At 68.8% G+C, this 25545-nt stretch carries 23 protein-coding genes, 1 pseudogene and 1 riboswitch; of the genes and pseudogenes, 10 read left to right on the top strand and 14 right to left on the bottom strand.

What is annotated here, in order from left to right; translation table 11 throughout:
- Positions 1-7: 7 nt before the first annotated feature.
- The 9 genes from AC3B5T_RS21275 to AC3B5T_RS21235 all read right to left on the bottom strand — a co-directional run bounded on the left by AC3B5T_RS21275 (position 8) and on the right by AC3B5T_RS21235 (position 11989).
- A complete protein-coding gene (locus tag AC3B5T_RS21275) occupies positions 8-811 on the bottom strand; it encodes an ABC transporter permease (protein ID WP_055475379.1) in 804 nt (267 codons plus the stop codon).
- Positions 808-1776: a daunorubicin/doxorubicin resistance ABC transporter ATP-binding protein DrrA gene (locus AC3B5T_RS21270; RefSeq protein WP_055475380.1), complete on the bottom strand. Its 969-nt coding sequence runs from the start codon at positions 1774-1776 to the stop codon at positions 808-810. The genes AC3B5T_RS21275 and AC3B5T_RS21270 overlap by 4 nt, the downstream gene beginning before the upstream one ends.
- A gap of 34 nt (positions 1777-1810) precedes the next feature.
- The gene (locus tag AC3B5T_RS21265; RefSeq protein WP_055475381.1) at positions 1811-2296 is read right to left on the bottom strand and encodes a PPOX class F420-dependent oxidoreductase; all 486 of its coding nucleotides are present in this window, start codon (positions 2294-2296) and stop codon (positions 1811-1813) included.
- Positions 2297-2363: 67 nt separating this feature from the next.
- Positions 2364-3566 (bottom strand): serine hydrolase domain-containing protein, encoded by a 1203-nt coding sequence (locus AC3B5T_RS21260; RefSeq protein ID WP_231632668.1) that lies wholly within the window; start codon positions 3564-3566, stop codon positions 2364-2366.
- A gap of 72 nt (positions 3567-3638) precedes the next feature.
- Positions 3639-4943 (bottom strand): polysaccharide pyruvyl transferase family protein, encoded by a 1305-nt coding sequence (locus AC3B5T_RS21255; protein WP_055475383.1) that lies wholly within the window; start codon positions 4941-4943, stop codon positions 3639-3641.
- A 69-nt stretch (positions 4944-5012) separates the two neighbouring features.
- Positions 5013-6641, bottom strand: coding sequence for an FAD-dependent monooxygenase (locus AC3B5T_RS21250; RefSeq protein ID WP_055475384.1), 1629 nt, complete (start codon positions 6639-6641; stop codon positions 5013-5015).
- Positions 6642-6756: 115 nt separating this feature from the next.
- Positions 6757-7170, bottom strand: coding sequence for a PIN domain-containing protein (locus AC3B5T_RS21245; protein WP_055475434.1), 414 nt, complete (start codon positions 7168-7170; stop codon positions 6757-6759).
- Positions 7171-7238: 68 nt separating this feature from the next.
- Positions 7239-8666, bottom strand: coding sequence for an FAD-binding oxidoreductase (locus AC3B5T_RS21240; protein WP_055475435.1), 1428 nt, complete (start codon positions 8664-8666; stop codon positions 7239-7241).
- Between the two features lie 122 nt (positions 8667-8788).
- Positions 8789-11989 carry an ATP-binding protein gene (locus AC3B5T_RS21235; RefSeq protein WP_055475385.1) on the bottom strand — a complete coding sequence of 1067 codons (3201 nt, stop codon included), beginning with the start codon at positions 11987-11989 and terminating at the stop codon, positions 8789-8791.
- A 112-nt stretch (positions 11990-12101) separates the two neighbouring features.
- Between AC3B5T_RS21235 and AC3B5T_RS21230 the strand changes: the two genes are divergently transcribed.
- Together AC3B5T_RS21230 and AC3B5T_RS21225 are read left to right on the top strand one after the other, a co-directional pair.
- The gene (locus tag AC3B5T_RS21230) at positions 12102-12470 is read left to right on the top strand and encodes a VOC family protein (protein WP_055475386.1); all 369 of its coding nucleotides are present in this window, start codon (positions 12102-12104) and stop codon (positions 12468-12470) included.
- A gap of 40 nt (positions 12471-12510) precedes the next feature.
- Positions 12511-13113 (top strand): mismatch-specific DNA-glycosylase, encoded by a 603-nt coding sequence (locus AC3B5T_RS21225; protein ID WP_055475387.1) that lies wholly within the window; start codon positions 12511-12513, stop codon positions 13111-13113.
- Here AC3B5T_RS21225 and AC3B5T_RS21220 read toward each other — a convergent pair.
- From AC3B5T_RS21220 to AC3B5T_RS21205, 4 genes are read right to left on the bottom strand one after another with little or no spacing between them, the layout of a single operon-like run.
- On the bottom strand, positions 13094-13390 hold the full coding sequence (locus AC3B5T_RS21220) for a DUF503 domain-containing protein (protein ID WP_004022174.1): 297 nt from the start codon (positions 13388-13390) through the stop codon (positions 13094-13096). The genes AC3B5T_RS21225 and AC3B5T_RS21220 overlap by 20 nt on opposite strands.
- Entirely contained in the window at positions 13390-14220 is an 831-nt protein-coding gene (ppk2, locus tag AC3B5T_RS21215) for a polyphosphate kinase 2 (RefSeq protein ID WP_010843798.1), read from the bottom strand. Before ppk2 ends, AC3B5T_RS21220 begins: the two co-directional genes overlap by 1 nt.
- Positions 14221-14231: 11 nt before the next feature.
- On the bottom strand, positions 14232-15203 hold the full coding sequence (locus AC3B5T_RS21210) for a malate dehydrogenase (RefSeq protein ID WP_193363278.1): 972 nt from the start codon (positions 15201-15203) through the stop codon (positions 14232-14234).
- Between the two features lie 8 nt (positions 15204-15211).
- Positions 15212-15628, bottom strand: coding sequence for an META domain-containing protein (locus AC3B5T_RS21205; protein ID WP_055475388.1), 417 nt, complete (start codon positions 15626-15628; stop codon positions 15212-15214).
- A 164-nt stretch (positions 15629-15792) separates the two neighbouring features.
- Between AC3B5T_RS21205 and AC3B5T_RS21200 the strand changes: the two are divergent.
- A pseudogene (locus AC3B5T_RS21200) lies at positions 15793-17027 on the top strand (hypothetical protein).
- 39 nt (positions 17028-17066) lie between these two features.
- Here AC3B5T_RS21200 and AC3B5T_RS21195 read toward each other — a convergent pair.
- A complete protein-coding gene (locus tag AC3B5T_RS21195) occupies positions 17067-18614 on the bottom strand; it encodes a hypothetical protein (protein WP_055475389.1) in 1548 nt (515 codons plus the stop codon).
- Between the two features lie 152 nt (positions 18615-18766).
- Here AC3B5T_RS21195 and secA2 point away from each other — a divergent pair, with 152 nt between their 5' ends.
- From secA2 to AC3B5T_RS21160, 7 genes are all read left to right on the top strand, one after another.
- Positions 18767-21178, top strand: a complete 2412-nt coding sequence (secA2, locus tag AC3B5T_RS21190; protein WP_055475390.1) for an accessory Sec system translocase SecA2 — start codon at positions 18767-18769, stop codon at positions 21176-21178.
- Entirely contained in the window at positions 21175-21804 is a 630-nt protein-coding gene (locus tag AC3B5T_RS21185; RefSeq protein WP_055475391.1) for a CDP-alcohol phosphatidyltransferase family protein, read from the top strand. Before secA2 ends, AC3B5T_RS21185 begins: the two co-directional genes overlap by 4 nt.
- Positions 21805-21824: 20 nt before the next feature.
- Positions 21825-22229, top strand: a complete 405-nt coding sequence (gene gcvH, locus AC3B5T_RS21180) for a glycine cleavage system protein GcvH (RefSeq protein ID WP_055475392.1) — start codon at positions 21825-21827, stop codon at positions 22227-22229.
- 315 nt (positions 22230-22544) lie between these two features.
- Entirely contained in the window at positions 22545-22997 is a 453-nt protein-coding gene (gene garA, locus AC3B5T_RS21175; RefSeq protein WP_055475393.1) for a glycogen accumulation regulator GarA, read from the top strand.
- 5 nt (positions 22998-23002) lie between these two features.
- A complete protein-coding gene (gene ftsR / locus AC3B5T_RS21170) occupies positions 23003-23725 on the top strand; it encodes a transcriptional regulator FtsR (protein ID WP_431840247.1) in 723 nt (240 codons plus the stop codon).
- A 174-nt stretch (positions 23726-23899) separates the two neighbouring features.
- Positions 23900-24412, top strand: a complete 513-nt coding sequence (locus AC3B5T_RS21165) for a bifunctional nuclease family protein (protein ID WP_055475394.1) — start codon at positions 23900-23902, stop codon at positions 24410-24412.
- 295 nt (positions 24413-24707) lie between these two features.
- A complete protein-coding gene (locus tag AC3B5T_RS21160) occupies positions 24708-25352 on the top strand; it encodes a MerR family transcriptional regulator (RefSeq protein ID WP_055475395.1) in 645 nt (214 codons plus the stop codon).
- A gap of 29 nt (positions 25353-25381) precedes the next feature.
- Positions 25382-25485, top strand: a riboswitch (glycine riboswitch).
- Positions 25486-25545: the final 60 nt, after the last annotated feature.

The following is a 25545-nucleotide window of genomic DNA, read 5'->3' as shown; positions in this document are numbered from 1 at the left end:
GACGACCCTATCCGGGAATGCGCCGCCGCTCATAGGTTCGGAGGGCGAGGAAGTACGAGGCCCCGCCGATGGCAACACTCCAGGCGAGTGCCGCGATCACGCTCCCGGCAGGGACCGAGGCGTCGGTGAGGGTACCGCGCAGGACCTCGATGACGGGCGTGAAGGGCTGATACTCCGCGAACTGCCTCAGCCCGGCGGGCAGCGACTCGGCCGGGACGAAACCCGTGCTGAGAAAAGGCAGGATCGTGAGGAACATCGGTGTGTTGCTGGCCGTCTCCACGCTTTTCGCCGCCAGTCCGAGATAGACCGACAGCCAGATCAATGCGATCGCGAACACGCTGGTCACCCCGAACGCGCCCAGCCAGTCGAGAGGGCCGGCCGTCGGTCGGAACCCGATCGCGACCGCAACGGCGAGGACGAGGACGATGCTGAACAGTGCCTGGAGCAGGCTGGCCACCACGTGACCGGTCAGGACCGCGGAGCGGGCGATGTCCATCGTGCGGAATCGGTTGATGATTCCCGCGGTCATGTCCATCGCCACGACGATGGCGGTACCCTGCACCGCTGACGCGACGGTGACCAGCACGATCCCGGGCACCACGTAGTCGAGGTAGGTTGCCCGCCCGCTGTCACCGGATTGCGTGGTCATCCCGGCGCCGAGCTGCCCGCCGAACACGAAGACGAAGAGCAGCAGGAAAACGACCGGGATTCCGACCAGCATCACGGTGAGTGCCGGGAACCGGAGGAGCCGACGAACGTTGCGGCGGATCATGACCCGCGAATCCGACACCGTGTGGGCCAGGGCCGTCATGATCCCGCTCCGGACTGATCCGGGTCGGGGACCTCGGGAGCCGGGTTGCCCGTGAGGGCGAAGAACACGTCGTCGAGTGTCGGCGCATGGACGCTCACGTCGGCGACCGGTACCCCTGCGGCCTCGAGCCGATTCAGAGTGGTCCGGATCGTGGCGACGGTGTCGTCTGTCGCGATGTCGAGGCGCCGTGAGTCGGTGACGCGACGCGCATCCGGGAGCAGCGAGGCCGCCGCGTCGAGCGAGTCGCGGTCGGCGAACGTCAGGCGCACCTCGGAGGCGTGAACCCGGCTCTTCAACTCCGCAGCTGTTCCCTCGGCCACGATGTGTCCGTGGTCGAGGACGGCGATGCGGTCGGCGAGGTGGTCGGCCTCCTCGAGGTACTGCGTGGTGAGGAAGATCGTGACGCCGTCGGCGGCGAGCCGGGAGATGGTCTCCCACAGCATCCGACGACTCCTGGGGTCGAGTCCTGTGGTCGGTTCGTCGAGGAAGATGACGCGCGGGATCGCCACGAGCGTCATCGCGAGATCGAGCCGCCGGCGCATTCCGCCGGAGTACGTCGACACCGGGCGGTCGGCGGCCTCCACGAGGTCGAACTGTTCGATCAACTCCTGCGTTCGTGCCCGCCCGCTGCGCCGGCCCAGCCGGCGAAGGTCGGCGATGAGAGCGAGGTTGTCTCGCCCGCTGAACAGATCGTCGACGGCGACCGACTGGCCGGTGACGCCGATGATCGCTCTGACCGACCGGGTCTGCGCGACCGTGTCGTAGCCGCCGATGGTCACCGTTCCCGAGTCGGCGGGGAACAGGGTCGAGGCGATGCCGACGGTCGTCGTCTTCCCGGAACCGTTGGGGCCCAGGAGCGCGGTCACGCCGCCCGCGGGAACGTGCAGATCGATGCCGTCGAGAACACGGTGCTCGCCATAGCTTTTCGTGAGTCCGCTGATCTCGATGTCGGCGGCGGCGGTCAACCGATCGGGTCCGTCGTCGTGCCGCGTGCGTCGATCATCGATCGTCGGCGTCGAGTCGTGCCGCGACGTCGGCGGGGAATCCGCCGGTGGCGACCGGGACCCAACTCGTCGGCGTGATGCGGATCAGCGACTTGCCCTGGGTCCGCATCGCGGCGCGGTACTCGTCCCAATCCGGATGCTCACCGGAGATGCTGCGGAAGTAGTCCACGAGTGCATCTTCGGCCTCGGGCATGTCGAGCACCTCGGCGTCGCCGTCGACCTGGACCCAGGCGCCGTTGAAGTCGTCGGAGAGCACCACGACGGTGGCGACAGGAGTGTGCCGGAGGTTCGCGGCCTTGGCCCGACCGGGGTAGGTCGAGATGACGATGCGACCCTGTTCGTCGACCCCGCCGGTGACCGGCGACATCTGCGGACTGCCGCTGGATCGGACGGTGCTGAGGATCATGTGGTGACGCGGCCGGATGAACTCGAGCAGTCCGGCACGGTCGACGACATCGGCTTTCGCGACTGTTCTGGCCATGCCGCCGACTTTACGCGGGGACCGGTGTCGGAGTGGGCCCCGTTCCGATTCGGGTGAGGTGCCGGACTCAGTCGGGTAGTGCGGCGACGAGGCCCGCCTGGACCGCGTAGACCGGGGCCATGGACTTGCCGTCGACGGTGACGGCATCGTCGGTGTTGATCACGATGATGATCGTCGTGTCCGACTCGTAGTCGTGGAACAGCGAGGTGTTGTATCCCGGGAAATCGCCGTCGTGGCCCCACCATCCGTCGCGGTTCCCGATACCGATGCCATATCCGGAGGTGGCGGTGTTGGGCGCCGGCGAGGTGAGAATCGAATCCCGGCGGAGCTGCTGAGTCGCCGGATCCAGGACACCCTGTCCGGTGAACAGCGCTTCGCCCCAGGTCTGCAGGTCGTCGATCGTCGATATCACGGCGCCCGCGGTGGAGGCGAAGGATGGATTCCAGCGAGTGGAATCGACCGTCTTACCGTCGGATTGACCCTGGTCGGTCAGTCCGTTCAGGTGTGGATCGGGGATCTCGACGGACCCGCCGGGCCATGAGGACTCGTCCATTCCGAGCGGCGTGAAGATCCGGTCGGCGAAGATCTCGCCGATGGGTTTGGCGAGCACCTTCTCGATGACCAGACCCAGCAGGACGTAGTTCGTGTTCGAGTACTGCCAGCCCTGCCCCGGCGGGAAGCTCGGTGGCAGCGCCTTCGCGGTGTCCACGAGTTCGGTGGGGCTCCACACGCTTTCGGGATCGGCGAAGAACCTGCGGTCGAAGGCCTCGGAGGCGGTGTACGACGGTATGCCGCTGGTCATGTCGGCGACCTGCCGCAGCGTCGCGGTGCCGTTGGGTGCGTCCGGGACATACTTCTCGATCGGATCGTCGAGGGAGACCCGGCCCTCCTGCACGAGTTGGAGCAGGAGCGTCGCGGTCATCGTCTTGGTGAGTGAACCGATCCGCGTATGGTCCGCGGGTTCGGTGGGCTCGTTCCCGCCGGCCGCCCGCACACCCGATGTCCCCGTCCAGGTTCCGGCCGGCGAGATGACCCGGGCGATGACGCCGGGGAGGTCGCCGGCGGCGCGCGTGTCGTCGATCGCCTTCTGGAATGCCGCAGCGGTGTCGGCGGGCACCGAGGTCGTCTGTCCCGAACCGGACGCCGGTGCCGACGATCCCGTACCCGACGCCGTCTCCGAGGGCGAGCACGCGACGAGGCCGAGTGCGGCCACCGCACCGAGCGTCGTCATACGGAGGAGGACGGTGGCGCGCAGAGGCTTTCGGCTCATCCGCTCACTGTAGCGGCAGACCGGCGCGGCGAGGTGGATTGAGACAAAAGCCGCAAAGGTTCCGGCGAGGAGTCACATGCGGTGTGCCAGCACCGGCGGGACGGGGTAGATGTCGATGGCCGTGGCGAGTTTGGCCGCGACCGCCCGCTCCCGCGCGACCGCGTCGAAGCCGTGTCCGTCCGGTCGGTCCGGTACAGACGTACCGGAATCCACGACGGTCCAGTCCGAGCCGGCCTCGATCAGGGACCGGTGTTTGGTGGAGTAGTACCCCGGCATCGCCACGACCGCGACCCCGGGATCGCCCGCGGCCGCGGCCATGAGATGCGGGTGGAACCGGGTACTGATCCACGTGTTTCGATGCCCGGCGGGCAACCCGCCACTCCACACGTCGCGGAAGTTGAGGACGGTGGCGCCGGCCAGGCGCGGACCGAGGAGGTAGGGAACCTCGTTGTCGTGCCCCGGGATTCCTTCGACGACGGTGACCGCCGATCCGGGCACGTCCCAGGCGTCGAGGGTCGCGTGCACGAAATCGGCCAGGGCCTCGACGCCGGTCGCCCGTGGCCCGACGAAACGCTCGGTGAGATCGGATTGGAGGCAGAGTACGACACCCCGTTCGGCCGGCGGGTCGGTGCGGTACAGCGGAGGTCGGGGCCGGTGCAGAGCCAGCCATGCATCGTCACCGGAATGCCGTGCCGCGACGGCGCCGTCGAGTACGTCTACCGACGCGGTGTCGCGCACGTCCACGATGTCGAATGCGGCGAACGCCTCGGTCAGCGCGGCCCGAGCCCGGCCCTGCAGTGCGGGAACGAGTCCCTGACCGGTCGCGGCGAGTCGGGCGCCGGATCGCCGGGCCACTCCGGCGGCGGCGACGAACAACGAAACGTGGTGCGGCCACACGGTGTTGAGGTAACCGCCACCGAGTAGGTGAATGGTGGTCGCCGAGTGCAGGAGGTCGATACCCGCGGTCACGCGCGGCGCGAGACCGGAGTCGAGCGCAGCGGACGACACCCATTCCCAGGGGTCCTGTTGTTCGGCGTCCGCCGCGTAGGTGGTCAACTGCCACAGCGTGTCGACGACGAGCATGTTCGGATGTGCGTCGTGCAGCAGCGTCGTGGCCGTACCGGGGCTGTGGCAGTCCAGCACGACCGTGGCGTTCGGGCGCACCCGAGCCAGATGTCGCAGCCACGTCCGGGCGATGAGTTCGTCGCCGTAGTTCGGATGACCGGCCGGGGCCACCAGATAGATCACCTCGCCGGTGCCCATCGCGCGGCCGAGCCGGGAATCGGCGGTGCGGTGCCGGACCGAAATGCCGATGCGGTCGGCGAGGATGCCCGCGGTCCGGAACAGCGGACGGTCGGTTGCCGGTCGTCTCGTCACGGTCCCCAACGTTACGGCGTGCCCGGGCATCGGCCCCCGCCGGACGGTGTGCCGGGGGGCCCGCGAGAGCTACCCGAACGTGCCCTCGAGGTAGGCGAGTGCGGCCTTGGTGTCGGCGATGGGGCCGCGGTATCCGATGTAACCGTCGGGCCGGATGACGAACACCGTCGAACCGTCTGGGAGGTAGCCGTCGGCGAACCGGCCGTCGGTGTCGCGGAGCAGCGGTAGATCGGTGCTGCCGACCTGTGCCGTCGCGGCCGCGATCACATGGATGTCGATGTGGCCGTGCGCCTTCGCGGAGATCTCGCCGGCGAGGGATTCGAGAACCGCGACGTCCCCGGTCCCGGCGGTGGCGTCCGCGTACAGGATGAGCGAGTGGTCGACGCCGTCCAGCACGCCGAACAGGCGCACCGGGTGATTGACCGATTCGCGGCTGAGGCCCGTCGCGTCCGGCGCGCGCTCGCCTGCCCGTGGCGCGGCCGGGGCGGTGGGCACCGTCGACCCCGCGACGGCGGGACTGTCGGCGTAGGAGATCAGCAGCTGGGCCTCCCGCCGCATGATGAAGTCCATGTCGGTGGAACCGGCGCCGATGCCCTCGCGAGCGTCTCGGACGGTGCGTCCCACCACCTCCTCGCCGACGGGCCGGCGCTCGAGGTCGTAGCTGTCGAGGAGCGCGTCGGAGGCGACCCCGGTGACGGCGAGCGCGAGTTTCCAGGCGAGGTTGTGCGCATCCTGCACGCCGGTGTTCATGCCCTGCGCACCGGTCGGCGGATGGATGTGGGCGGCGTCGCCCGCGACGAACACGCGTCCGCGGCCGTAGGAATCGACGATCCGATGACTGATGCGGAACACCGACGACCATCGCAGGTGCGAGACCGTTGCGGGCTCGGGCGCGAGCCTGTCGACCACGGCCTGGATGTGGGACAACTCCGGCGCGCGGGTGCCCTCGAAGCCGTGGGCCACACCGTCTCCGCCGGTCGTCGGTGCGACCGCCAGCTCGTCGGGGACCAGCATGGACATCCGGTAGCGGCCGCGGCCGGGCAGCGGGATGCACACCAGTTGGTCGTCGGTGGTGCCGTCCGCGGTCTGGTGCATCGATCGGATGGCGTAGCCGCGGGGCATCGACCAGTCCACCACGACGTCGCCGAGCATGTACTGCTCGGTGAAGGCGCCGCCTTCGAAGCTCAGCCCCAGTCCCTTGCGCACGACGCTGTGCGCACCGTCGGCGCCGATGAGATAGCCCGCCCGGACGGTGGTTTCCCCGTCCTGACCCGTGAGGGTGACGGTCACGCCGTCTGCGTCCTGCTCGAATGCCGAGACCGCCGTGCCCCGATCGATCTCGGTGCCCAGATCGGAGAGTCGCTCACGCAGGATGCGCTCGGTCGCGTACTGGGGGAGCAGGTGGAAACGGTAGGGAACATCGGGCGGTGTCGTGAGGTCGACCCGTGAGACCTGACTTCCGTTGACGTAGACGAGCTGACCGCGCATCTCCAGGCCGGCGTCGAGCACCGGTCCGACGACGCCCATGCTCTCGAACACCTCGAGCGTGCGGGGCTGGATGCCGACAGCTTTGGCGTACTGCGGAGGTTCGAGGAGCGGATCGACGATGCGGACACGGATTCCGCGCCTGCGTAGTTCGACGGCGGCGGTCAGGCCGATGGGTCCGGCACCGGCGATCAGGACATCTGCTTCGGTCATGGAATCCTCCTGTGGTCGGCCGGTCGCCGATGCTCAGGAGATTATCGGCCGATCGCGCCGACCGGGTGACAAGTCGGAGAAAGCGGACGCCGAACAGACGTCACCGAGCGGCGGACTACCGCGGGATGGCGGCGGGACCGATCGCCCGTGCGCCCAATCGCACGACCCTGGCCCGCAGTTCGCGGTCGGCGGTGACCACGATCCGCTCCCGGTGCGGGCTCGAGTCGGCGACGACCTCGACGATCGTGTCGTCGCCTTCGGCGGGTGCCTCGACGACCCGGACGTGTTCGCTCGCCTCGACTCCGCGAGCCCGGCCCTCGACGACGAGCACCACCTCGAGCGGTCCCGGCAGTCCCGCGAGGCCACCGAGGGCGACGGCCTCGAGTCGCGTCCGCAGTCGTTCGGCGGCACCACGGCGATCGCGCCACCAGCCGTCGGGCACCGAACCGACGGCGTTGGCGCCGTCGACGACCAGGAGGGGACGGGCATCGTCCGCGCTGTGGGACCGGAGTCCGGACGGATCAGTCATGCCGACCATCAGCGCACACAGTGCGCGCCGGGGCAAGTGGGCCGTGATCGCCCGCCCGGGTCGTCCCGTCAGATGTCGCCGTGGCAGAAGCGGTTCGACGGGTCGAGGGCGGCTTTGATCTCGTCGAGACGTCGTCGGTGGTCCGAGCTGTACGCGTCGTCGGCGCGGGCCACCCGTTCGGTACCCGAGGTGAAGTTGAGATAGGCGGCGCCGGTGACGTACGGCGCAAGCTCGGTGCGGGTCACGCGCAGCGTCGACTCGACCGCCAGCGCCACCTGGGGGTCGGGCACCGCCGCGACGAGTTCGAGGAGGAACCGTCCCGTCCGGGCCCGGTCGTTGGGCGCGTGCTCCGCGCCGCGGGCGATCGCTCCGCCGGCGTGGCGGATCTCGCCGATCACGATCAGCGGTGCCGATGCCGGGGCGGGCCGGACCCTCGCGGCGACGATGTCGACGGCGACGTCCGGGAGGTCGTCGAACCATTCGGTGGTGACCATCACCGGCATCGGTTCGGTCGGATCCATGCTGACGGCGTCGATCGCGGCGAACGGCAGCACATCCCACATGTCGACGACGGGCGTGCGCCAGTCGCGCCATTCGTCGACGACCGCGCGACCGGCGTCGAGATCGCCTGACCAGCATCCGCGCACGACGGCGAAGCTCCGGCCGCGTAGCGGTTCCGGGACGTCGTCGGTGGGCGGGAGGTTGAGGATGGCGACCGCCGAGGTCAGCGCGTCCGACTGCGCGGGTGCCCAGTCCCGGAATCTGCGGATGATCTCTTCGGCGTCGGCGGCAGGGTAGAAGAGGTTGCCCGCGTACACGGTCGACACCTCGACGAGCGAGATCTCCATCGACGTCACGACGCCGAGGCCGCCTGCGCCGGCGCCCTTCAACGCCCAGAAGATGTGCGGGAAACTGGTGTCGGTGACCCGGATCGGCGTGCCGTCGGGGGTGACCAGGTCGAACGAGAGCACGTGGTCGGACGCCAGGCCGAAGCGCCGACCGAGCCAGCCGAAGCCGCCGCCCAGGGTGTATCCGATCGCACCGACACCACTCGCCGAGCCCATCAGCGGCGCCAGTCCGTATGGCGTGGCGGCGTCGACAACCGTCCGCCAGGTGGCGCCCGCACCCACGCGCGCGGTCCGGGTGACCGGGTCGACGCTGACCGACGCGAGGCGGGAGGTGTTGATCAGCAACCCGCCGTCGGCCGGCCTGCCGGTGCCGTGCCCGGTCGCCTGCACGGCGACGCGCAGGTCCTCCTCGACGGCGAAACGGACCGCCTCCACGACATCGAAGTGGTTGGCGGGAACGGCGATCACGGCGGGACGATGCACGTCGAGCCGGCTGAAACCCGATCGTGCGTCGACGTAGCCCGCGTCGCCGGGACCGTAGACGTCACCCGCGATCCGATCGCGGAGTTGTGCGAGCACCGAGGTGCGGGTTCGGACGGTGAGGCGTTCGGTGTTCTCGGGCGTGGAGGAGGCGGGTGTTGCGGTCATCGGCAGGTCCTCGGTTGCGGCCGGAGCGGTCCGGCAGGATTCGTCGGGCTCCGGTCGGCGCCGGATTCCCGACAAGGGTCGCCGAAGGTCCTTGGATGCGACTTGAGACGGACTTGGTGCGCTCAGGCGGGGGAGGTGAGTCCCCAGGTCGACGCCAGTGCGTCGATCCTCCGGACCAGCCCGTCCGCCTCCTGTGCGAGTGCGGTGTCGCGCGCGGCGGACAGGGTCGCGCCCACAACGGAGGCCGGGCGACCGTTGGCGTATTCGTACCGGGCGCGGACGATCAGACGGTGTGCGTCGGCATAGCGTTCGCCCGTGCGGCCGGCGAAGTCCGCGGCCCGGTCGAGGAGCGTCGCGGCGTCGGTGAGTTTGCCCGCGACCACCAGGACCTCGGCGTGCAGGCCCAGCCAGTAGCCCTCACCCGTGCGCGGATGGTCCTCCATGCCGATGTCGTCGGCCCCGAGCCGGTCGATGTGCTCGAGTGCTTCGTCGAGGTCGCCGGTCATCGCCCGCGCCCACCAGTACATCCGTTCGCCGCCACGACGGAGGTAGGCGAGCGCGGCGGCGCCGTCGGACATGATGGCCGGACCGGCATCCAGAACCCACTCTGCGTCGCCGAGCATGGACGCCGCGCCGACCGCGAAGATGGCCATGCCGAACTGCGACCGGGGATCGGGATGGGCGTCGGCCATCGTCGCGAACAGCGCCCGGCCGGCATCGGAGCCGAGGTGCACCGTCGCCGCCCAGCCACGGAAACCGCGGGCCATCGCGAGCTGATCGTCGCGCAGGCCTTCGACATCGACGTCGATCGGCGCGTAGGTCTCCAGGATGCGATGCGCCGCACCGAAGTTCCCGCGGTGGAAGTCGTCGATACCGGCGGCGTGCATGCCCAGGTGGGTGACGACCGGGTCGTCGGATCGTTCGGCGCGCCGACGCAGGTCCTGCGCGAGGCGGTGACCGGTCTCGGTGTCCGCGATCTGGATGTGGGCCGCGCAGCGTGCGTAGTCGAGGGTCGCGAGCAGGCGGGTGTCGCCCAGTGTCGATGCCAGCGTCCGGGCGCGCTCCTGCAGGACGGGGTCGGCGGCGAAGTAGCCGTGCGCCGCGACCTCGCCGGCCAGCTGGGTGGTGATCGCGACGAGTTCCGCCTGCTGGTCGCCGGTCGAGCGGGCGAGCGTCGCCGCATCTCCGAGATGTCTGCGTGCGCCGTCGAAGTCGTAGGTGCGCAAGGCGATGTCACCCGCGGTGAGCAGTGCGATGGTGGTGCGTTCCCGATCGGCCAGCGGTCCGGCGGACCACAGGTGCCGGGCGACTCTCGTCACCGCATGCGGCGAGGAGTTGCCGGCGAGGGCGTCGGCGATCGCGAGGTGCAGCCGTCGCGCGCGCATCGCGGCGATGCCGTCCGCGATCGCCTCCCGGATGATGTCGTGGCTGAACCCGAAACCGAACGGATCATCCGGTCCGAGGTCGATGACCCCCGCACCGCCCGCGGGCTCGAGCAGGTCGAGTGCCTCGTCCACCGGGCGGTTCGCGGCGGTCGCCAGGAGGACGAGGTCCACGCGGGTTCCGATGAGCGACGCCAGCTCGAGGAGTTCGGTCGTCTCCGGCGACAATCCGACCAGTCGCTGGCGGACCACATCGCGGACACCGGACGGGACCGCGGTGCCGGCGATGGACCCGCGATCGGCCAGGATCCGGGCCAGCTCCCTGACGAAGAAGGCGTTGCCGCCGGTTCGTCGCTCGATCGACGACACGGTGGCGACCTCCGGCCACTGCCGGGTCTCGCGCCGGATGAGTTCGGAGATGTCGTCGCCGCTGAGCGGTCCGACGTGCAGGCGCCGGTGTTCCGGGAGACGGGCCAGCGTCGCCAGCGTGGTGGCGACGACGGGTCGTGCCGACGGCGAACGCAGCGAGGCGAAGAACGTCACGCCGGTGGTCCGTCGTGCGGCCATGTGCGCGAACAGTTCCAGCGACGCACCGTCGGCCCACTGCAGGTCGTCGAGCACGATGATCAGCTTCGCCGTCGCGGCCACTCCGTCGAGGAGATCGGCGGCCTGGTCGTAGAACTGGAATCGGGCGGCCGCATCGGGCATCTGCCGGGGCGGCGGGATCACGTTGACGCCTTCGGTCACCATCCGGCCGAGCGAGCTGTCGAGGAGACGTTCCCGATCGGCGGGATCGAGCCGGGGCAGCACCGCACCGAGGATCTGCACCCATGGCCACATCGACGGCGCGGCCGGGTCGTCGACGCAGCGTCCCCACAGGACCAGCAGATCGGCGGCACCCGCGGCTCGGCGGCCGGCTTCGTCGATCAGCGCGGTCTTTCCCGCGCCCGGCTCACCCTCGACCACGACGACGCCCCCGTGCCCCGACATCGAGGCGAGCACTGCGCGATGCAGGGCGGCGAGTTCCTCGGTCCGGCCCACGACCGACGGCGTCTCGTCGGGTTCGAGGGTGTCGACACCGTGGTCGGGAACGGTGTCCGCCGGGGTCGTCGGGCCGGGGTCGGCGAGGTCCGACGCGATGGTCGCGGTGTCCGGGCGGGGCGCCCTCGGCACGTCGAGATGCGGAGCGTGGTCGAGGATGTCGCTCTCGAGGGTCCGGAGCCGCGGTCCCGGGTCGACGCCGATCTCGTCGGCCAGGATTCGACGGGCGGTGGCGATCGCACCGAGGGCGTCGGACTGGCGACCGAGACGGTAGAGCGCCGTGGCGAACAGCACCCACAGTCCCTCGTCGAGAGGCGAACGCGCGACCTCGCTCTCCAGTTCGGTGACGAGCAGACGGTGGTCGCCGTCGGCCATCCGGGCCTCGAAGGACATCTCCCGAGCGGCCTGCACCATGCGGTCGAGGTGTCCGGCGGCCTCGTCCCGGAACGCCAGGCCCTCGAACTCCGGCAGCAGGGGGCGATAGTCGTCGAGCACCTGTGCCAGGAGTGGTGCGGCCCCCGCCGCGTCGCCCCGCTGCATCAGGGTGCGTGCGGAGCCGAGCCGCGCGGTCAGCCGACGCGCGTCGACCTGCTCGGCGGTCGTGGGGAGGCTGTATCCGGTTCCGTGGGTGAGCAGGACCGTGGAGGGGGTCCGTGGCTTCCGGTGTGGTTCGAGGGCCTTGCGCAGACCCGAGATGTAGGACTGGAGTGACACTTCCGCCCGCTCGGGGGGTGAATCGCCCCAGATGCCCTCGATCAGACTGTCGGCGCGCACCGGCGCGCCCTCGGCGAGGATCAGCTGGGCGAGCGTCGCCCGCTGCTTGCGCGTGCCGAGTTCGACGGGGTCGGAACCGATCTGAGCCCCGAGGCCGCCCAGGATCGTGTAGGAGAGTTCGGGCATCAGCGTGAGTCTAGGTGGTGACCGCAGCCGTGGGGCGGTAGTGGCGAACGCGCCCGGCGACCCCCAGTGCGACCGAGCCCGGATGTCGGTGACCGGGAGTAGCTTGGCTGCCATGACTCTCGCACTGGGCATGATCACCGTCGACGCGCTCGCGCCGGCACCACTGGCGACGTGGTGGGCCGACCAGCTCGGCGGTCGGATCGTCGAGGAGAACGACGGGTACTTCGTCGTCGTCGCAGTCGGGGAGGGCACCCCGCTGTTCGCGTTCCAGCAGGTCGAGGACCCCACACCGGGGAAGAACCGCATCCATCTCGACCTGACGACCGACGATCTCGAGTCGGAGGTCGGGCGACTCGTGGCCGCGGGCGCCACCAAGATCGCCGATCGCGAGATGCCCGGCTTCGCGTGGGTGACCCTGGCCGACCCCGACGGCAATCAGTTCTGTGTGTCGGCCAGGCACGAGGCGGAGGCGACGTCCTGACACGCAGGCATGTCGTCCGGCCGACCGACGGGTGCCCCTGATGGGATTCACTCGTGCCGAACTCCTCGGCTATCAGGACCGCACCGTCGACGATCTGGTCGGCGAAGGGTGCAGGCTGCTGTTCGTCGGGATCAATCCGGGTCTCTGGACGGCGGCCACCGGAGCGCATTTCGCGCGTCCGGGCAATCGGTTCTACCCGGCGCTCGCCAAGGCCGGCATCGTCGACCACGTCATCGACGCCTCACGCGGTATGTCCGACGCCGACCGCGCGCTGCTGCTCGACCGCGGTGTGGGAATCACGAATGTCGTGCCGCGTGCCACCGCGACCGCCGCCGAACTGACCGTCGACGAACTCCGTGAAGGCGGACGCCGGCTGCGCGAGCGGGTTCGGATGATCGGCCCGCGGGTCGTTGCCATCGCCGGTATCACCGCCTACCGCAGCGCGTTCGGGCGCCGCGACGCCGTGCCGGGACGGCAGGACGAGACGTGGGATGTGGGCACAGGGGACGGTGCCGAACTGTGGGTGGTTCCGAACCCCAGCGGGCTGAACGCCCACGAGACCGTGGACTCCCTCGCCGCCGCCTACCGTCGGGCCGCGGTCGCCGCCGGGGTGGTGGAGGACCTCAGAAGTCCTCGGAGCTGACGACGCGGCGCCGCACCGACAACAGCTCGACCTCGGGGTGGCCCGCAGCTGACCGTTCGACGGCGTCGAGCACGTCGACGACGTGCCCGCGATCGGCGGCCACCGCACTGACACCGATGACGGTCCGACGATGCACGTCCAGGTGACCCACCTCGGCCGCCGAGACCGTGTACCGCTTGCGGAGATCGGCGACGATCGGCCGTACCACCGACCGCTTCTGCTTCAGCGAATGAACATCACCGAGCAGATAGTCGAACTCGCAGAACCCGATCCACATCAGTGGTCGGTGCGGATCAGCGTCGCCACGTGGTCGGGTACGTACTTGGACAGCGAGCGCGGCGGCCGGTGATAGTTGCCCGACTCGATCGGATGCTTGGGCAGGGACACGCGGGGACGCGGGACCTCTTCATAGTCGATGGTCGACAACAGGTGGGAGATCATGTTGAGCCGCGCGTGCTTCTTCACATCGGACTCGACGACATACCAGGGGCTCAGGGCGGTGTCGGTGTGGACCATCATCTCGTCCTTGGCGCGCGAATAGTCCTCCCACCGATACACCGACTCGAGGTCCATCGGGCTCAGCTTCCACTGCCGGACAGGGTCGTTCATACGTGACCGGAATCGTTTGAGCTGTTCGTCGTCGGACACCGAGAACCAGTACTTGCGCAGCAGGATGCCGTCGTCGATGAGCATCTGCTCGAAGATCGGGGTCTGCCGCAGGAACCGCGAGTGCTCCTCGGGCGTACAGAAACCCATGACCTTCTCGACGCCGGCCCGGTTGTACCAGGACCGGTCGAACAACACGATCTCACCGGGCGCGGGCAGGTGTGCGACGTAGCGCTGGTAATACCACTGGCCGCGTTCACGATCCGTCGGTGCGGGCAACGCGGCGACCCGCGCGATGCGCGGGCTGAGGTACTCGCTGATGCGTTTGATCGTTCCGCCCTTGCCGGCGGCATCGCGTCCCTCGAAGACGACCACCACGCGGGCGCCGGTCTCGCGGACCCACTCCTGGAGTTTGACGAGCTCGGTCTGCAACCGGAACAGTTCCGCCTCGTAGACCTTGTTCGCGATCTTGGCCTGCTTCGGTTTGTCCTTCTTCGACATGAGCAGAAAGACTACGGGGTGCGGACGGCCTCGCGCTCGGATTGCAGTTCGGCGACCGACGCGTCGATGCGCGCCCGGGAGAACTCGTTGATGTCCAGACCCTCCACGATTTGCCACCGCCCGTCGACCGATCGCACCGGGAACGAGCAGACGAGTCCGTCGGGGACGCCGTACACACCCGGCGACGGCAACGCCACCGACGTCCAGTCGTCCGGCCGTGTGCCGAGAACCCAGTCGTGGACGTGGTCGATCGTGGCGTTGGCCGCCGACGCCGCCGACGACGATCCGCGGGCTTCGATGATCGCGGTGCCGCGCCGGGCGACGGTCGGGATGAAGTCGTCGACGAGCCAGTCGCGGTCCGCGGCGATGTCCGCGCCGCTCCGGCGGCCGACCCGCGCATGGAAGATGTCGGGATACTGCGTCGCGGAGTGATTGCCCCACACGGTGACCCGGCTGATCTCGTCGACACTCGCGCCGGTGCGCCGGGCGAGCTGCGCGATCGCGCGATTGTGGTCCAGACGGGTCAGCGCCGTGAACCGTTCGGCCGGCACCTCGGGTGCATGCGCGGCGGCCACCGCGGCGTTCGTGTTGGCGGGGTTGCCGACGACGATCACCCGGATGTCGTCCGCGGCAACGTCGTTGATCACCGAACCCTGGGCCGCGAAGATGTCGGAGTTGGCCGCGAGCAGGTCGGCCCGTTCCATGCCCTTGGTCCGCGGCCGGGCCCCGATGAGCAGACCGAAACTCGCCCCGTCGAACGCCTTGCGCGGATCGTCGAGGACGTCCACCGACGTCAGGAGCGGAAAGGCGCCGTCGTCGAGTTCCATGGCGGTCCCGACCGCGCCGGAGATCGCCTGTGGCAGCTCGAGAAGCCGCAGGGCGACGGGCTGGTCGTGACCGAGCATCGCGCCGGCGGCGATGCGGAACACGCTGGCGTACCCGATGCTGCCCGCCGCTCCGGTCACGGTCACGGTGACGGGCATCCGACGGTTCACGACGCCTTCTCCGTGAGCAGGACCTGAGCCGCCGGTCCGACGAGGACCAGGGCGTGGCCGACGGAATACCAGGTCAGCGGTTCCTTCGTGAACTCGGTGACCCAGGTGTCGGCGCCGGCGCGCGGCCCGGGGCAGGCCATCATCGTCGAGGCGAGGGAGCCCAGGCGCAGCAGTGAGTTGTCGACGCGGAGGTCGCCGATGTGTCGGTTGCAGCCGGCCGACAGGGCGATCCGGTTGGCGGCGGGAAAACTGACCTCCAGCGGTCCGCCGCCGGGGATCTGCTCTCCGGTCACCGCAGTCGAGGTGTAGGTCTTGCCGACGAAGCCGGGGGCCGGGGGAGCCGCGGACGCGGAACCGGCTCCGACGATCGTCGTACCGAGCGCTACGATCACCGCGCTGAGCAGCAACGCCATGCGTAAGCTGATGCGGTGTTCGCGGGCTGGGTGACGGTCGTGCGCGGATCGACGTCCCGGTACGGGTTGACGTCTCTGCGCCGGATGACGGCGTTCGCCGGAGCTCACGTGCACAACGGTAGCCGACCGGACAGGGGTATGGATATGACGAATGTGGGCGCTCCATGGTCCCGGTGACGTGTCGAACCGAGTACCTGACCGGTCGCCATCATCGTTCGGCCACAGCCGCATGGGTCCTCATGGTCGCCGGGATGGTCGCCCTCGTGGCCCTCAACGTCGCCGGGGTCGGCGGTCTGGTCACCTCGGCGGTCTGGTCACCTCGGCGGTTGTCGGCGCGGCAATCGTGGCCTCCCTGCTCGGGGCGGCATTCGGGCGGCTCGGCGAACGAGGCGCTGTCCTGCTGACCGTCGACGAGGACACGGTCTACTTCGGGAACGAGGACCGCACACTGGTCAGCTATCCGCTCTCCTCACTGGTCACGGTCGCGGTGGGCGGGCCGGCGGACGCCACCTCGGACATGACCGGCGAGCGTGCTCGACATCTCACGGTGATCGGGCAGAAGTACCTCAAACTGACCTTCGCGACCCGGGACGGAAAGCCGGTCCCCGCCGACCGGACCCCGCGTGACCGCGACGACGACCCCGACACCGCGCCGGAGACGCACTTCTGGCGGGTCGCCGTCGTGGAAGGGGACCCGGCGGTGGCGGAGGTCCTGGCCCGTCTCCGGCGGCACGCGCCCGAACGCATTGCCACCAGGAAGAAGACCGCGACGTCGGCCGGGCAGCAGCCGCGGGCCGCCGCGGCAAGTGCTCCGCCGGACGAGCCCGTCGATCTGACCCGGCCCTCGACGAGCGGACCGCGGATCGTCGACGCGGGTTCCGACGAAGCGGCGCAACGACTGTGGGAGGAGGCAGCGCGTCGCCACGACGAAGTTCTCGGCGCCTACGGAAGTTACGAACTCGATCCCGCCATGCTGCTCCGGTACCCGGCCGTGACCGACGTGACCGTCGACCAGACGCAGACCTTCCATCTCGCGCTCGACGAGGCGATGGCCCTGCGGACCGACGACTACCCGGGCAACCGCTCGCGCGCCGACGCCTACCAGCAGTCGGTCGCCCGACTGCGGCGGGCCTGGATCGCCTGCGAGAAGAACGGCCGACGGGTGGGGGCGTCCTACCTGGAGCAGGGCGATCAGGACGACCTCGACACCGCGCTCAAGCTCTACAACCACGCCGCGGCCAGCACCACGCCTGCCGAGCAGGCCACCTACTACGGCCGGGTCCGCGACATCGTCAGCACCATGACCGACCGCGGTGTGCTCCACCCGCCCGAGGCGGCGGTGGCCGAACTGCAGGCCGTCACCCGGAGAGCGCTCGAGGCGGGTACGCCGAAGGTGTGAGGTGAGGCGGTAAAGGCCCCGGCCAGGGGAGCCGTCCGGTTACCGGCCTTCCTTGATGAAACGTCCGTCCAGGGTGTACAAACCCTCGGCGCCGTCGGTATTGGCGATCTCCATCCGGATCACGAACTCCTGAGTGTCGCTGATGCGGTCGAGTTCGACCTCCACGCCCACTGCGTCGCGGTCGTACTCGGGGACCGACGCGCGTGTCATCAGGTCGGCACGCACCCGATCGAAGACCTCCGCGGAGATGCTGTCGAAGCGGAAACCGTCGGCTCGATACCGGCCCGCCGAGATGCTCGATGAAGGGAAATAGCCTGGGGCGACGGCAATCTCGCCGCCACGGTCGGCGATCCGGTAGCGGACCAGAACGCCGCCCGAGTTCTGGATGACGCTCGCCGTCACCGGAGAAACGCCGTCGGCGATGCCCTGGATGATGAACTCCTCGATGACGGGTGCGTTCAGCGGGACGCGTGCCGCGGCCAGTTCACGCCGGGCCAGTTCGAAGGACTTCTGGAAGTCAGCAGGGTCGAAGAACTCGGCGACGGTGCCGTCGGGTGTCGCCTGGACGGAGTAGTCCTCGAAGACGCCCTCGCCGGGTTCGATCGTCCCGGTGATGAGCACCGGCGCGTCCGGTGCGCCGCGCTCGATCGCGATTCGTTCGAGTTCGGGTTCGGTGGAGTACGGACGGACGGCCGCAACCATCGGTTCGGTGACCGAGCCGAGCACGTTCGGGTCGATTGTCGTGGCGTCGAAGGTCTTGTTCGCCCGGTCGGTGTTCGGCACCGCCGAGGAATTCGAGTACCCGTCCCCGACGAGGACGCTCGTCGCGCGTCCGGTTGCCGGGTCGAGGACGATCGCCTGATCCGACGAGGAGTCGATCTGATACCTCAGCGCCAGCACGTTGCGCGTCGCCTCCGGCCCTTCGTATTCGACGATCGCCTCCAGCATCCGACGGTGCCGGTCGGCGAGGCTCGCCGCTTCCTCTTCGGTGGACGAGTCGTCGCCGGAATCGAGGGCGGAGTCGAAACCCGACAGCGAGGGTCCCTCCACGTGCCAACCGCCGGCGACGCCGAACAGCAGTGCGCCGGCCACGAGCAGGGTCACCACCGGGTAGGCGAGAGCCCAGCGCCCGGGCTGGTCGTCGAACTCGGGGGTGTCGGTCTGATCGCGCGGCGGCAGTGAGTCCGGCGGCAGTGTCGTGAACGGGGTGTCGGTCAGCGACTGGAAATTCCCCTTGGTCATCGAGGTGATCCAGCGCGCCCGGTACGCGGTGTCGTTCGGTGGGTTGATCGTCGCGGTGACCATGGTCGGTTGCGAGTCGTCGGCGGTGAGGCTGCTGCGGGTGAGCGCCTCGACCTCCACCTGCGGGGCGTCCGGCGACGTCGCGCGCCGGAACTCCGGCAGTTCCGACACCCGGGAAGCGCGGGGACTGACCGCGATGCCGGCGAAGACCAGGGGGATCCCGAAGAACAGCGCGACCCACCAGTCGTTGAATGCACCGAGGCCTACCCCGACCGCGATGAGCAACCCGGCGATCGTCGCGCGCAGGAGACGGAGTCGAACCCTGGTCCGGCGAGTCCTGGTCATGGGCCGTCCTTAGTCCTCGAGCCGAATCGGGTGGACTGATCATAATGTCGGCGTCCTCGGTCGACCAGCGGCCGCGTACCGTTGTTGCTGACCTGACCGCCCGGAGGGGGTGGGTCGCGACGGAACCGGGAACGATCAGGAGAAATGTTTCGGTGGGAAAGCTGAGCAACAGCATGTGGCGCCTTCTGGGCGCCCAGTCGACTCGCAACCAGTCGAAGTCGTTGGGTGTGATCAAGGACGCCGAAGCCCACACCGACTGGGCCGCCGAACTCGCCGACGACGCGTTCGGCGCGGAGGCCGAGAAACTCGACATCGCCGAGAAGCCCGCGGACCGCGCGAAGTTCCTCGCCCTGGTCCGGGAAGCCGCCGACCGCACCATCGACCTGCGGCCCTTCGATGTCCAGTTGCAGGGCGCCCTCCGACTCCTGGAGGGCGACATCGTCGAGATGGCCACCGGTGAGGGCAAGACGCTCGCCGGCGCCATCGCCGCGATCGGCCATGTGCTGCAGGGACATCAGGTCCACGTGATCTCGGTCAACGACTATCTGGCGACCCGCGACGCGGAGTGGATGAAGCCGCTGTTCGACGCCTTCGGCATCACCGTCCACGCGGTCTCGGAGAACTCGAGCCGCGAGGAACGGCGACGCGCCTACACCGGGGACGTCACCTACGGGTCGGTCAACGAGATCGGCTTCGACGTCCTGCGTGATCAGCTCGCCCTGTCCGAAGCGGACCTCGTCTCACCGACACCCGACGTGGCCATCATCGACGAGGCGGATTCGGTGCTCGTCGACGAGGCGCTCGTGCCGCTGGTGCTCGCCGGTTCGACCGAGACCGAGGTGCCGGACGCGGCGATCCACGACGTCGTGTCGCGGATGAAGAACAAGCACTACGAGGTCGACGCGGAGGGCCGCAACGTCACCCTGACCGACGAGGGTGCGGTGTTCGTCGAGGAAGAACTCGGCGGCATCGATCTCTACAGCGAGGAACACGTCGGCACGACGCTCGTACACGTCAGCATCGCCATGCACGCCCACTATCTGCTCGAACGCGACATCCACTACATCGTCCGCGACGGCGGCGTGCACCTCATCAACGCCTCGCGCGGCCGCGTCGCGCAGCTCCAGCGCTGGCCCGACGGGGTCCAGGCCGCGGTCGAGCTCAAGGAAGGGCTGGCGCAGACCGATTCGGGTGAGGTCATCGACACCATCACGGTGCAGGCCCTGATCGGCCGCTACCCGAAGGTCTGCGGCATGACCGGCACCGCGCTCGCCGCCGGCGAGCAGTTCCGCCAGTTCTACGAACTGCGCGTCTCGCAGATCCCGCCGAACACCCCCAACGTCCGGACCGACCTGCCCGACCGGGTCTACGACACCAAGGCCAACAAGGTCGAGGCGATCGTCGCCTACGTCAAGGAGATTCACGAGACCGGACAACCCGTCCTCATCGGTACCCACGACGTGGCCGAGTCCGAGGAACTCGCGTACTTCCTCGACAAGGCCGGGGTGTCGTCGGTCGTGCTCAACGCGAAGAACGACGCCGAAGAGGCGAAGATCATCGCCGAGGCCGGCGCCCGGGACGCCGTCACCGTGTCCACCCAGATGGCCGGACGGGGCACCGACATCCGCCTGGGCGGCTCGAAGGACGACGCGGACGCCCACGACGAGGTCATCGAACTCGGCGGGTTGTGCGTCGTCGGCACGGGCCGCCACGACACCGAACGTCTCGACAGTCAGCTGCGCGGACGCGCGGGGCGTCAGGGCGATCCCGGTACGTCGGTGTTCTTCTCCAGCCTCGAGGACCCGGTCGTCACCAAGAACCTCGCGTTCAAGCGAGATCCCGTGTCGCCCAACGAAGACGGTTCGATGGGCAGCAAGGGCGTCGACCTCATCGAGCAGGCCCAGCGGATTGCCGAGGGCGTGATGCTCGAACTCCACGCGAACACCTGGCGTTACAACAAGCTGGTCAATCAGCAGCGGGACATCATCGTCGAACGTCGTATGCAGATCCTGACCACCGACGCCGCGCTCGAAGAGCTCGCGGATCTGGAACCGGACCGCTACGCGCAGTTGACCGGGAACACGACGACGGTGGAGACCACCACCGATGAGGCCGACGCCGACAAGGCCGACGCCGAGACGGCCGACGCCGAGAAGGCCGCGACCGATCACGAGGCCACCCCCGCCGTCGCGCCCGTGCCTCGCGAGGTGCTGTCACAGGCCGCGCGCGAGATCGTGCTCTACCATCTCGACCGCGCCTGGGCCGACCATCTCGCCTTCGTCTCCGACGTCCGCGCCAGCATCCACCTCCGGTCGCTGGGCAAGGAGAGCCCGCTGGACGAGTTCCACCGGCTGATCCTCGCCGAGTTCGCCGATCTGCCCGGCACGGCCCTCGCGAAGGCGCGCGAGACGTTCCGGGAGGCCGACATCACCCCCGACGGCGTCGACCTCGGATCGGCGGATCTGCACCGGTCGACGACCACCTGGACCTACATGGTCCACGACAACCTGTTCTCCTCGGGCGGAGCGAAAACCTTGCAGGGCATCATCGGGATCTTCCGGTGACCGAGCCGGAGGCGGCGACCACGCCGGCTCCGGACCGGATCGTCACGGTCCCGAACGCGCTGAGCGTGCTTCGGCTCGCACTCATCCCGGTGTTCGTGTGGCTGCTCCTCGTCGAGAAGGCGGACGGCTGGGCCTTCGCCGTCCTCATGTTCTCGGGCTTCTCCGATTGGGCCGACGGCAAGATTGCGCGACTCCTCGACCAGTCGTCGAAGATCGGTGCGCTGCTCGACCCGGCCGCCGACCGGCTCTACATCGTGATCATCCCGATCGCGTTCGGCATCCGGGAGTTCCTGCCGTGGTGGCTGATCGGTGTGATCATCGCGCGCGACGTCCTGCTGTTCGCGTCCGCTCCACTGTTGCGATCGCGGGGCGTGCTGGCGCTCCCGGTGCTCTACATCGGCAAGGCGGGGACCTTCGCGCTGATGAGCGCATTCCCGTGGCTTCTTGCCGGACAGCTCGATTCGATCGTGGGGACCATCGCGTACCCGATCGGCTGGGCTTTCATGATCTGGGGCGTCGGACTGTATCTGTGGTCCTTCGTCCTGTACTGGTATCAGACGATCCTGGTGATGCGGCTCATGCCGCCGCGTCACCCGGCAGGCGACTCGGCAGACAGTAGAGTCTGACGAGGACGAAAGGGGTTCGCGTGACCGACAGCAAAGTGCCAGAGACCTTGCGCTACACCGCGGAGCACGAGTGGATCGAGCGACTCGGGCCGACGACGGTGCGCGTCGGGATCACCGACTACGCCCAGGACGCTCTCGGCGACGTGGTGTTCGTCCAGCTACCCGAGAGCGGTGCGGAGGTGACCGTCGGCGAGTCGTTCGCCGAGGTCGAGTCGACGAAGAGCGTCTCGGACATCTTCGGGCCGCTCGCAGGCACGGTGTCGGCGGTGAACGACGCCCTCGACGCCTCGCCGGAACTGGTCAATTCGGACCCGTACGGCGAGGGGTGGCTGGTCGAGATCGAGGCGGCAGACGAGGCGACCCTCGACGAACACCTGGGTGAGGTACTCGACGCCGCGGGGTACCGCGCCGTCATCGAGGGGTGAGTTCTCCCGGCCGTGAACGGCCGGTGCCCCGATCGACCCGGCTGATCGCCTCCGGAACGATATGATCGTCGATGCCGGAGTCGACTCGCGCGCCGGTGGGATCGGCAGGACCGGTACGGTTACGGCAGTGGGAACGAGGCGCGACGTGACACCGATGCTCACGATCTCGCGCCGAGAACTACCCGGCCGCACAAGTCATGTAGATTCGACCGGCCATCGTGGCGAGAGCCGACGGGCACCGTCCCAGGCGATGCCGGCGGTTCCGAGAACGAGGTTGGCGACTGTGCGGTCGGCACTGACGACGACGAAGGAGAAGTGGTGAGCGAAAACGACAGGGACTTCGAGGCGCCGGTGGAGACCACATCGGTGTTCCGGGAGGAGTTCATCAATGAACTCGATGCCGGGACCAGCACCTCGAGTGAGCCGGCCGACACGGGGGTCGAACGACTCGCTCCCGGGACCGCGCTGCTTGTCGTGAAGCGAGGACCCAATGCGGGGTCGCGGTTCCTCCTCGATCAGCCGACGACCTCGGCCGGCCGGCACCCCGACAGCGACATCTTCCTCGACGACGTGACCGTCAGCCGTCGTCACGCCGAGTTCCGTCTCGGCGACAACGACTTTCAGGTCGTCGACGTGGGCAGCCTCAACGGCACGTACGTCAACCGCGAGCCGGTCGACACCGCGTCGCTGAGCAATGGCGACGAGGTTCAGATCGGCAAGTTCCGTCTGGTGTTCCTCAGCGGTCCCCGCGACGAAGCAGACGCCTGACACCCGTGACGGCGTCCACGGCCCCCCGCGGCGAAGGATCGATGTCGATCGGCACGGTTCTCGCCCAATTGCGTGATGACTTCCCGGACATCACGATCTCGAAGATCCGATTCTTGGAGTCGGAGGGTCTGGTGACCCCGGAGCGGGCTCCGTCGGGGTATCGGCGGTTCAGTCAGGCCGACTGCGAACGGCTGCGGTTCGTGCTGACCGCGCAGCGGGACCGGTATCTCCCGCTGAAGGTGATCAAGGAACAGCTCGACGCGATCGACAACGGCAACGGCGGTTTCGGTCCCGGCGGAACGCGCGTGCTGTCCGCGGCCCGCGGGACCGTGGCGCCGGCCACCGACTTCGGTGCGCGCGCCGGACGCGTCTCCCGGGAGTCGCTGATCGAACGCACCGGGGTGGATTCGGCGTTCGTCACCGAACTCCAGCGCAACGGCCTGTTGACCGCCGGGCCCGCCGGGTTCTTCGACGAGGACGCCGTACGGCTCGTCGAGGCGGCTGCGGCCCTGGCCAGCTACGGCCTGGAGACGCGTCATCTCCGGGCATTCAAGGTGTCCGCGGATCGCGAGGCGGGCCTCGTCGCCCAGATCGCCAACCCGATCGCCAAGGGCAAGGGCACCGGTGCGCGCGACCGTGCCGAGGAACTCGTGCGCGAGATCGCGGCCTTGTCGGTGACGCTGCACACGCAGTTGGTCAAGGCGGCCGTCAAGGGTGCGCTGGACTGAGATCGCCGTGCGCGCGTGCGACCGCCGCACCGGACTGAACAGCGACGATCCGTCGAGGGCATCCGCTGAGGGGATCCGCTGGGGCGCCGCGAGTCGGCCGCCGCTGTCCGCTCAGTCGGTGTAGCGTCGAGGTCACTGAATCGAGCGCCGTACAAGGCGTCTGGGAGGTGCGAGATGAGCGAGATGCGTGTGGTGGGCATCAGGGTCGAACCCCCGCAGAGTCAGCCGGTGTTGTTGCTGCGCGAGGTCGAGGGCGAACGCTACCTGCCGATCTGGATCGGGCAGAGTGAAGCTGCGTCGATTGCGCTGCGGCAGAAGGGGATCGAGCCTCCTCGTCCGTTGACCCACGATTTGATCGTGAACCTCATCAAGGAGTTCGGGCAGACCCTCGTCGAGGTCCGGATCGTCGACATGCAGGAGGGCACCTTCTACGCCGAGATGATCTTCACCGGCGATCTGCGGGTGTCGGCGCGGCCGTCGGATTCGATCGCGGTCGCGATGCGTGCCGAGGTGCCGATCATCGCCGACGAAGAGGTTCTCGCCGAGGCGGGGTTGCTGATCCCGGACGAGGATTCCGACGAGTCCGCCGAGGTGCAGCCCGAAGAGGTCAAAGAGGACGAGGTCGAGAAGTTCAAGGAGTTCCTCGACAACGTGTCCCCGGACGACTTCAAGGCAAGCGGCGCCTGACCGGTTCGTGGAATCCGTCGAGGAACGTGTTCGCCGACCGGAACCGAAACTCAGATCACGGAATCGACACCGCCCGATCACCATTTGTCTTGATCTCAAGTTGAGGTTGAGTGTCGTGGCGAGTCGCGTTGATCCACCGTCCTCCGCCGCATAGCGTCATCAGCGACATCGAGCACCGGACACGGGCCGATGAAGATGATCGGCCGACCGGAAACAGCCTGGACCGCGTACTGTGGACGTGGACGTCAGGCACCGTGGTGCGGCGTCCGATCCGAGCTTTGCGAGGGAGTCAGAAGTGGGCGATCGTCCGGTCGACAGCGAAACGACGTCGAGCGACCAGTCACCCGATCGTCCGGTGGGCGAGCGTCCAGACGCCGTCCCGACCCAGGGCAGCCTCGGCGAGATCGCCCCAGGTCTGTTCCCGGACGACACCGTGCCCGACGAACTCGTCGGTTACCGCGTGCCGAGTGCGTGCCAGATCGCCGGGATCACCTACCGCCAGCTCGACTACTGGGCCCGCACATCGCTGGTCGTCCCGTCGATCCGCGGAGCGGCGGGTTCCGGAAGCCAGCGCCTGTACTCGTTCAAGGACATCCTCGTCCTCAAGATCGTCAAGCGTCTGCTCGACACCGGGATCTCCCTGCAGAACATCCGCGTCGCCGTCGACCACCTCCGTCAGCGCGGTGTCGAGGACCTCGCGAAGATCACCCTGTTCTCGGACGGTACGACCGTGTACGAGTGCACCTCGGCCGAGGAGGTCGTCGACCTCCTGCAAGGCGGGCAGGGCGTGTTCGGCATCGCCGTCAGCGGCGCGATGCGCGAACTCACCGGCACCATCGCCGACTTCCCCGGCGAGCGGGCCGACGGCGGTGTCAGTGAGACCGCACCCGAGGACGAACTGGCCGCGCGGCGCAAGAACCGCGCCCGTCGCACCGGGTAGTCGAGACTCCGCGTAGACTGGCCCCGCGTCGCTACGCTGCGGGAGAGCGCCGTCGGATACTCATCGCCGGCGGCCGCCGAAGGAGCAACACCTCTCCGTCAAACTCTCAGGCACCCAGGACCGCGGTGGTGACGACGTCTCTGGAAAGTGACGATCCGTCGTCCGCCCACGGTGAAAGGCGATCGCGCAGAGT

It is taken from the genome of Gordonia sp. G4 (genome assembly GCF_057770005.1).
Note: the sequence above shows the minus strand (reverse complement) of the source record. Positions and strands in the feature narration are given on the sequence as shown.

What these genes read in the sequence shown, in the direction of transcription:
- AC3B5T_RS21275 (WP_055475379.1), bottom strand. Translation starts at nt 811, where the DNA reads ATGACGGCCCTGGCCCACACGGTGTCGGATTCGCGGGTCATGATCCGC.
- AC3B5T_RS21265 (WP_055475381.1), bottom strand. Translation starts at nt 2,296, where the DNA reads ATGGCCAGAACAGTCGCGAAAGCCGATGTCGTCGACCGTGCCGGACTG.
- AC3B5T_RS21260 (WP_231632668.1), bottom strand. Translation starts at nt 3,566, where the DNA reads ATGAGCCGAAAGCCTCTGCGCGCCACCGTCCTCCTCCGTATGACGACG.
- AC3B5T_RS21250 (WP_055475384.1), bottom strand. Translation starts at nt 6,641, where the DNA reads ATGACCGAAGCAGATGTCCTGATCGCCGGTGCCGGACCCATCGGCCTG.
- AC3B5T_RS21245 (WP_055475434.1), bottom strand. Translation starts at nt 7,170, where the DNA reads ATGACTGATCCGTCCGGACTCCGGTCCCACAGCGCGGACGATGCCCGT.
- AC3B5T_RS21240 (WP_055475435.1), bottom strand. Translation starts at nt 8,666, where the DNA reads ATGACCGCAACACCCGCCTCCTCCACGCCCGAGAACACCGAACGCCTC.
- AC3B5T_RS21235 (WP_055475385.1), bottom strand. Translation starts at nt 11,989, where the DNA reads ATGCCCGAACTCTCCTACACGATCCTGGGCGGCCTCGGGGCTCAGATC.
- AC3B5T_RS21230 (WP_055475386.1), top strand. Translation starts at nt 12,102, where the DNA reads ATGACTCTCGCACTGGGCATGATCACCGTCGACGCGCTCGCGCCGGCA.
- AC3B5T_RS21225 (WP_055475387.1), top strand. Translation starts at nt 12,511, where the DNA reads ATGGGATTCACTCGTGCCGAACTCCTCGGCTATCAGGACCGCACCGTC.
- AC3B5T_RS21220 (WP_004022174.1), bottom strand. Translation starts at nt 13,390, where the DNA reads ATGTGGATCGGGTTCTGCGAGTTCGACTATCTGCTCGGTGATGTTCAT.
- ppk2 (WP_010843798.1), bottom strand. Translation starts at nt 14,220, where the DNA reads ATGTCGAAGAAGGACAAACCGAAGCAGGCCAAGATCGCGAACAAGGTC.
- AC3B5T_RS21210 (WP_193363278.1), bottom strand. Translation starts at nt 15,203, where the DNA reads ATGCCCGTCACCGTGACCGTGACCGGAGCGGCGGGCAGCATCGGGTAC.
- AC3B5T_RS21205 (WP_055475388.1), bottom strand. Translation starts at nt 15,628, where the DNA reads ATGGCGTTGCTGCTCAGCGCGGTGATCGTAGCGCTCGGTACGACGATC.
- AC3B5T_RS21195 (WP_055475389.1), bottom strand. Translation starts at nt 18,614, where the DNA reads ATGACCAGGACTCGCCGGACCAGGGTTCGACTCCGTCTCCTGCGCGCG.
- AC3B5T_RS21165 (WP_055475394.1), top strand. Translation starts at nt 23,900, where the DNA reads ATGAGCGAGATGCGTGTGGTGGGCATCAGGGTCGAACCCCCGCAGAGT.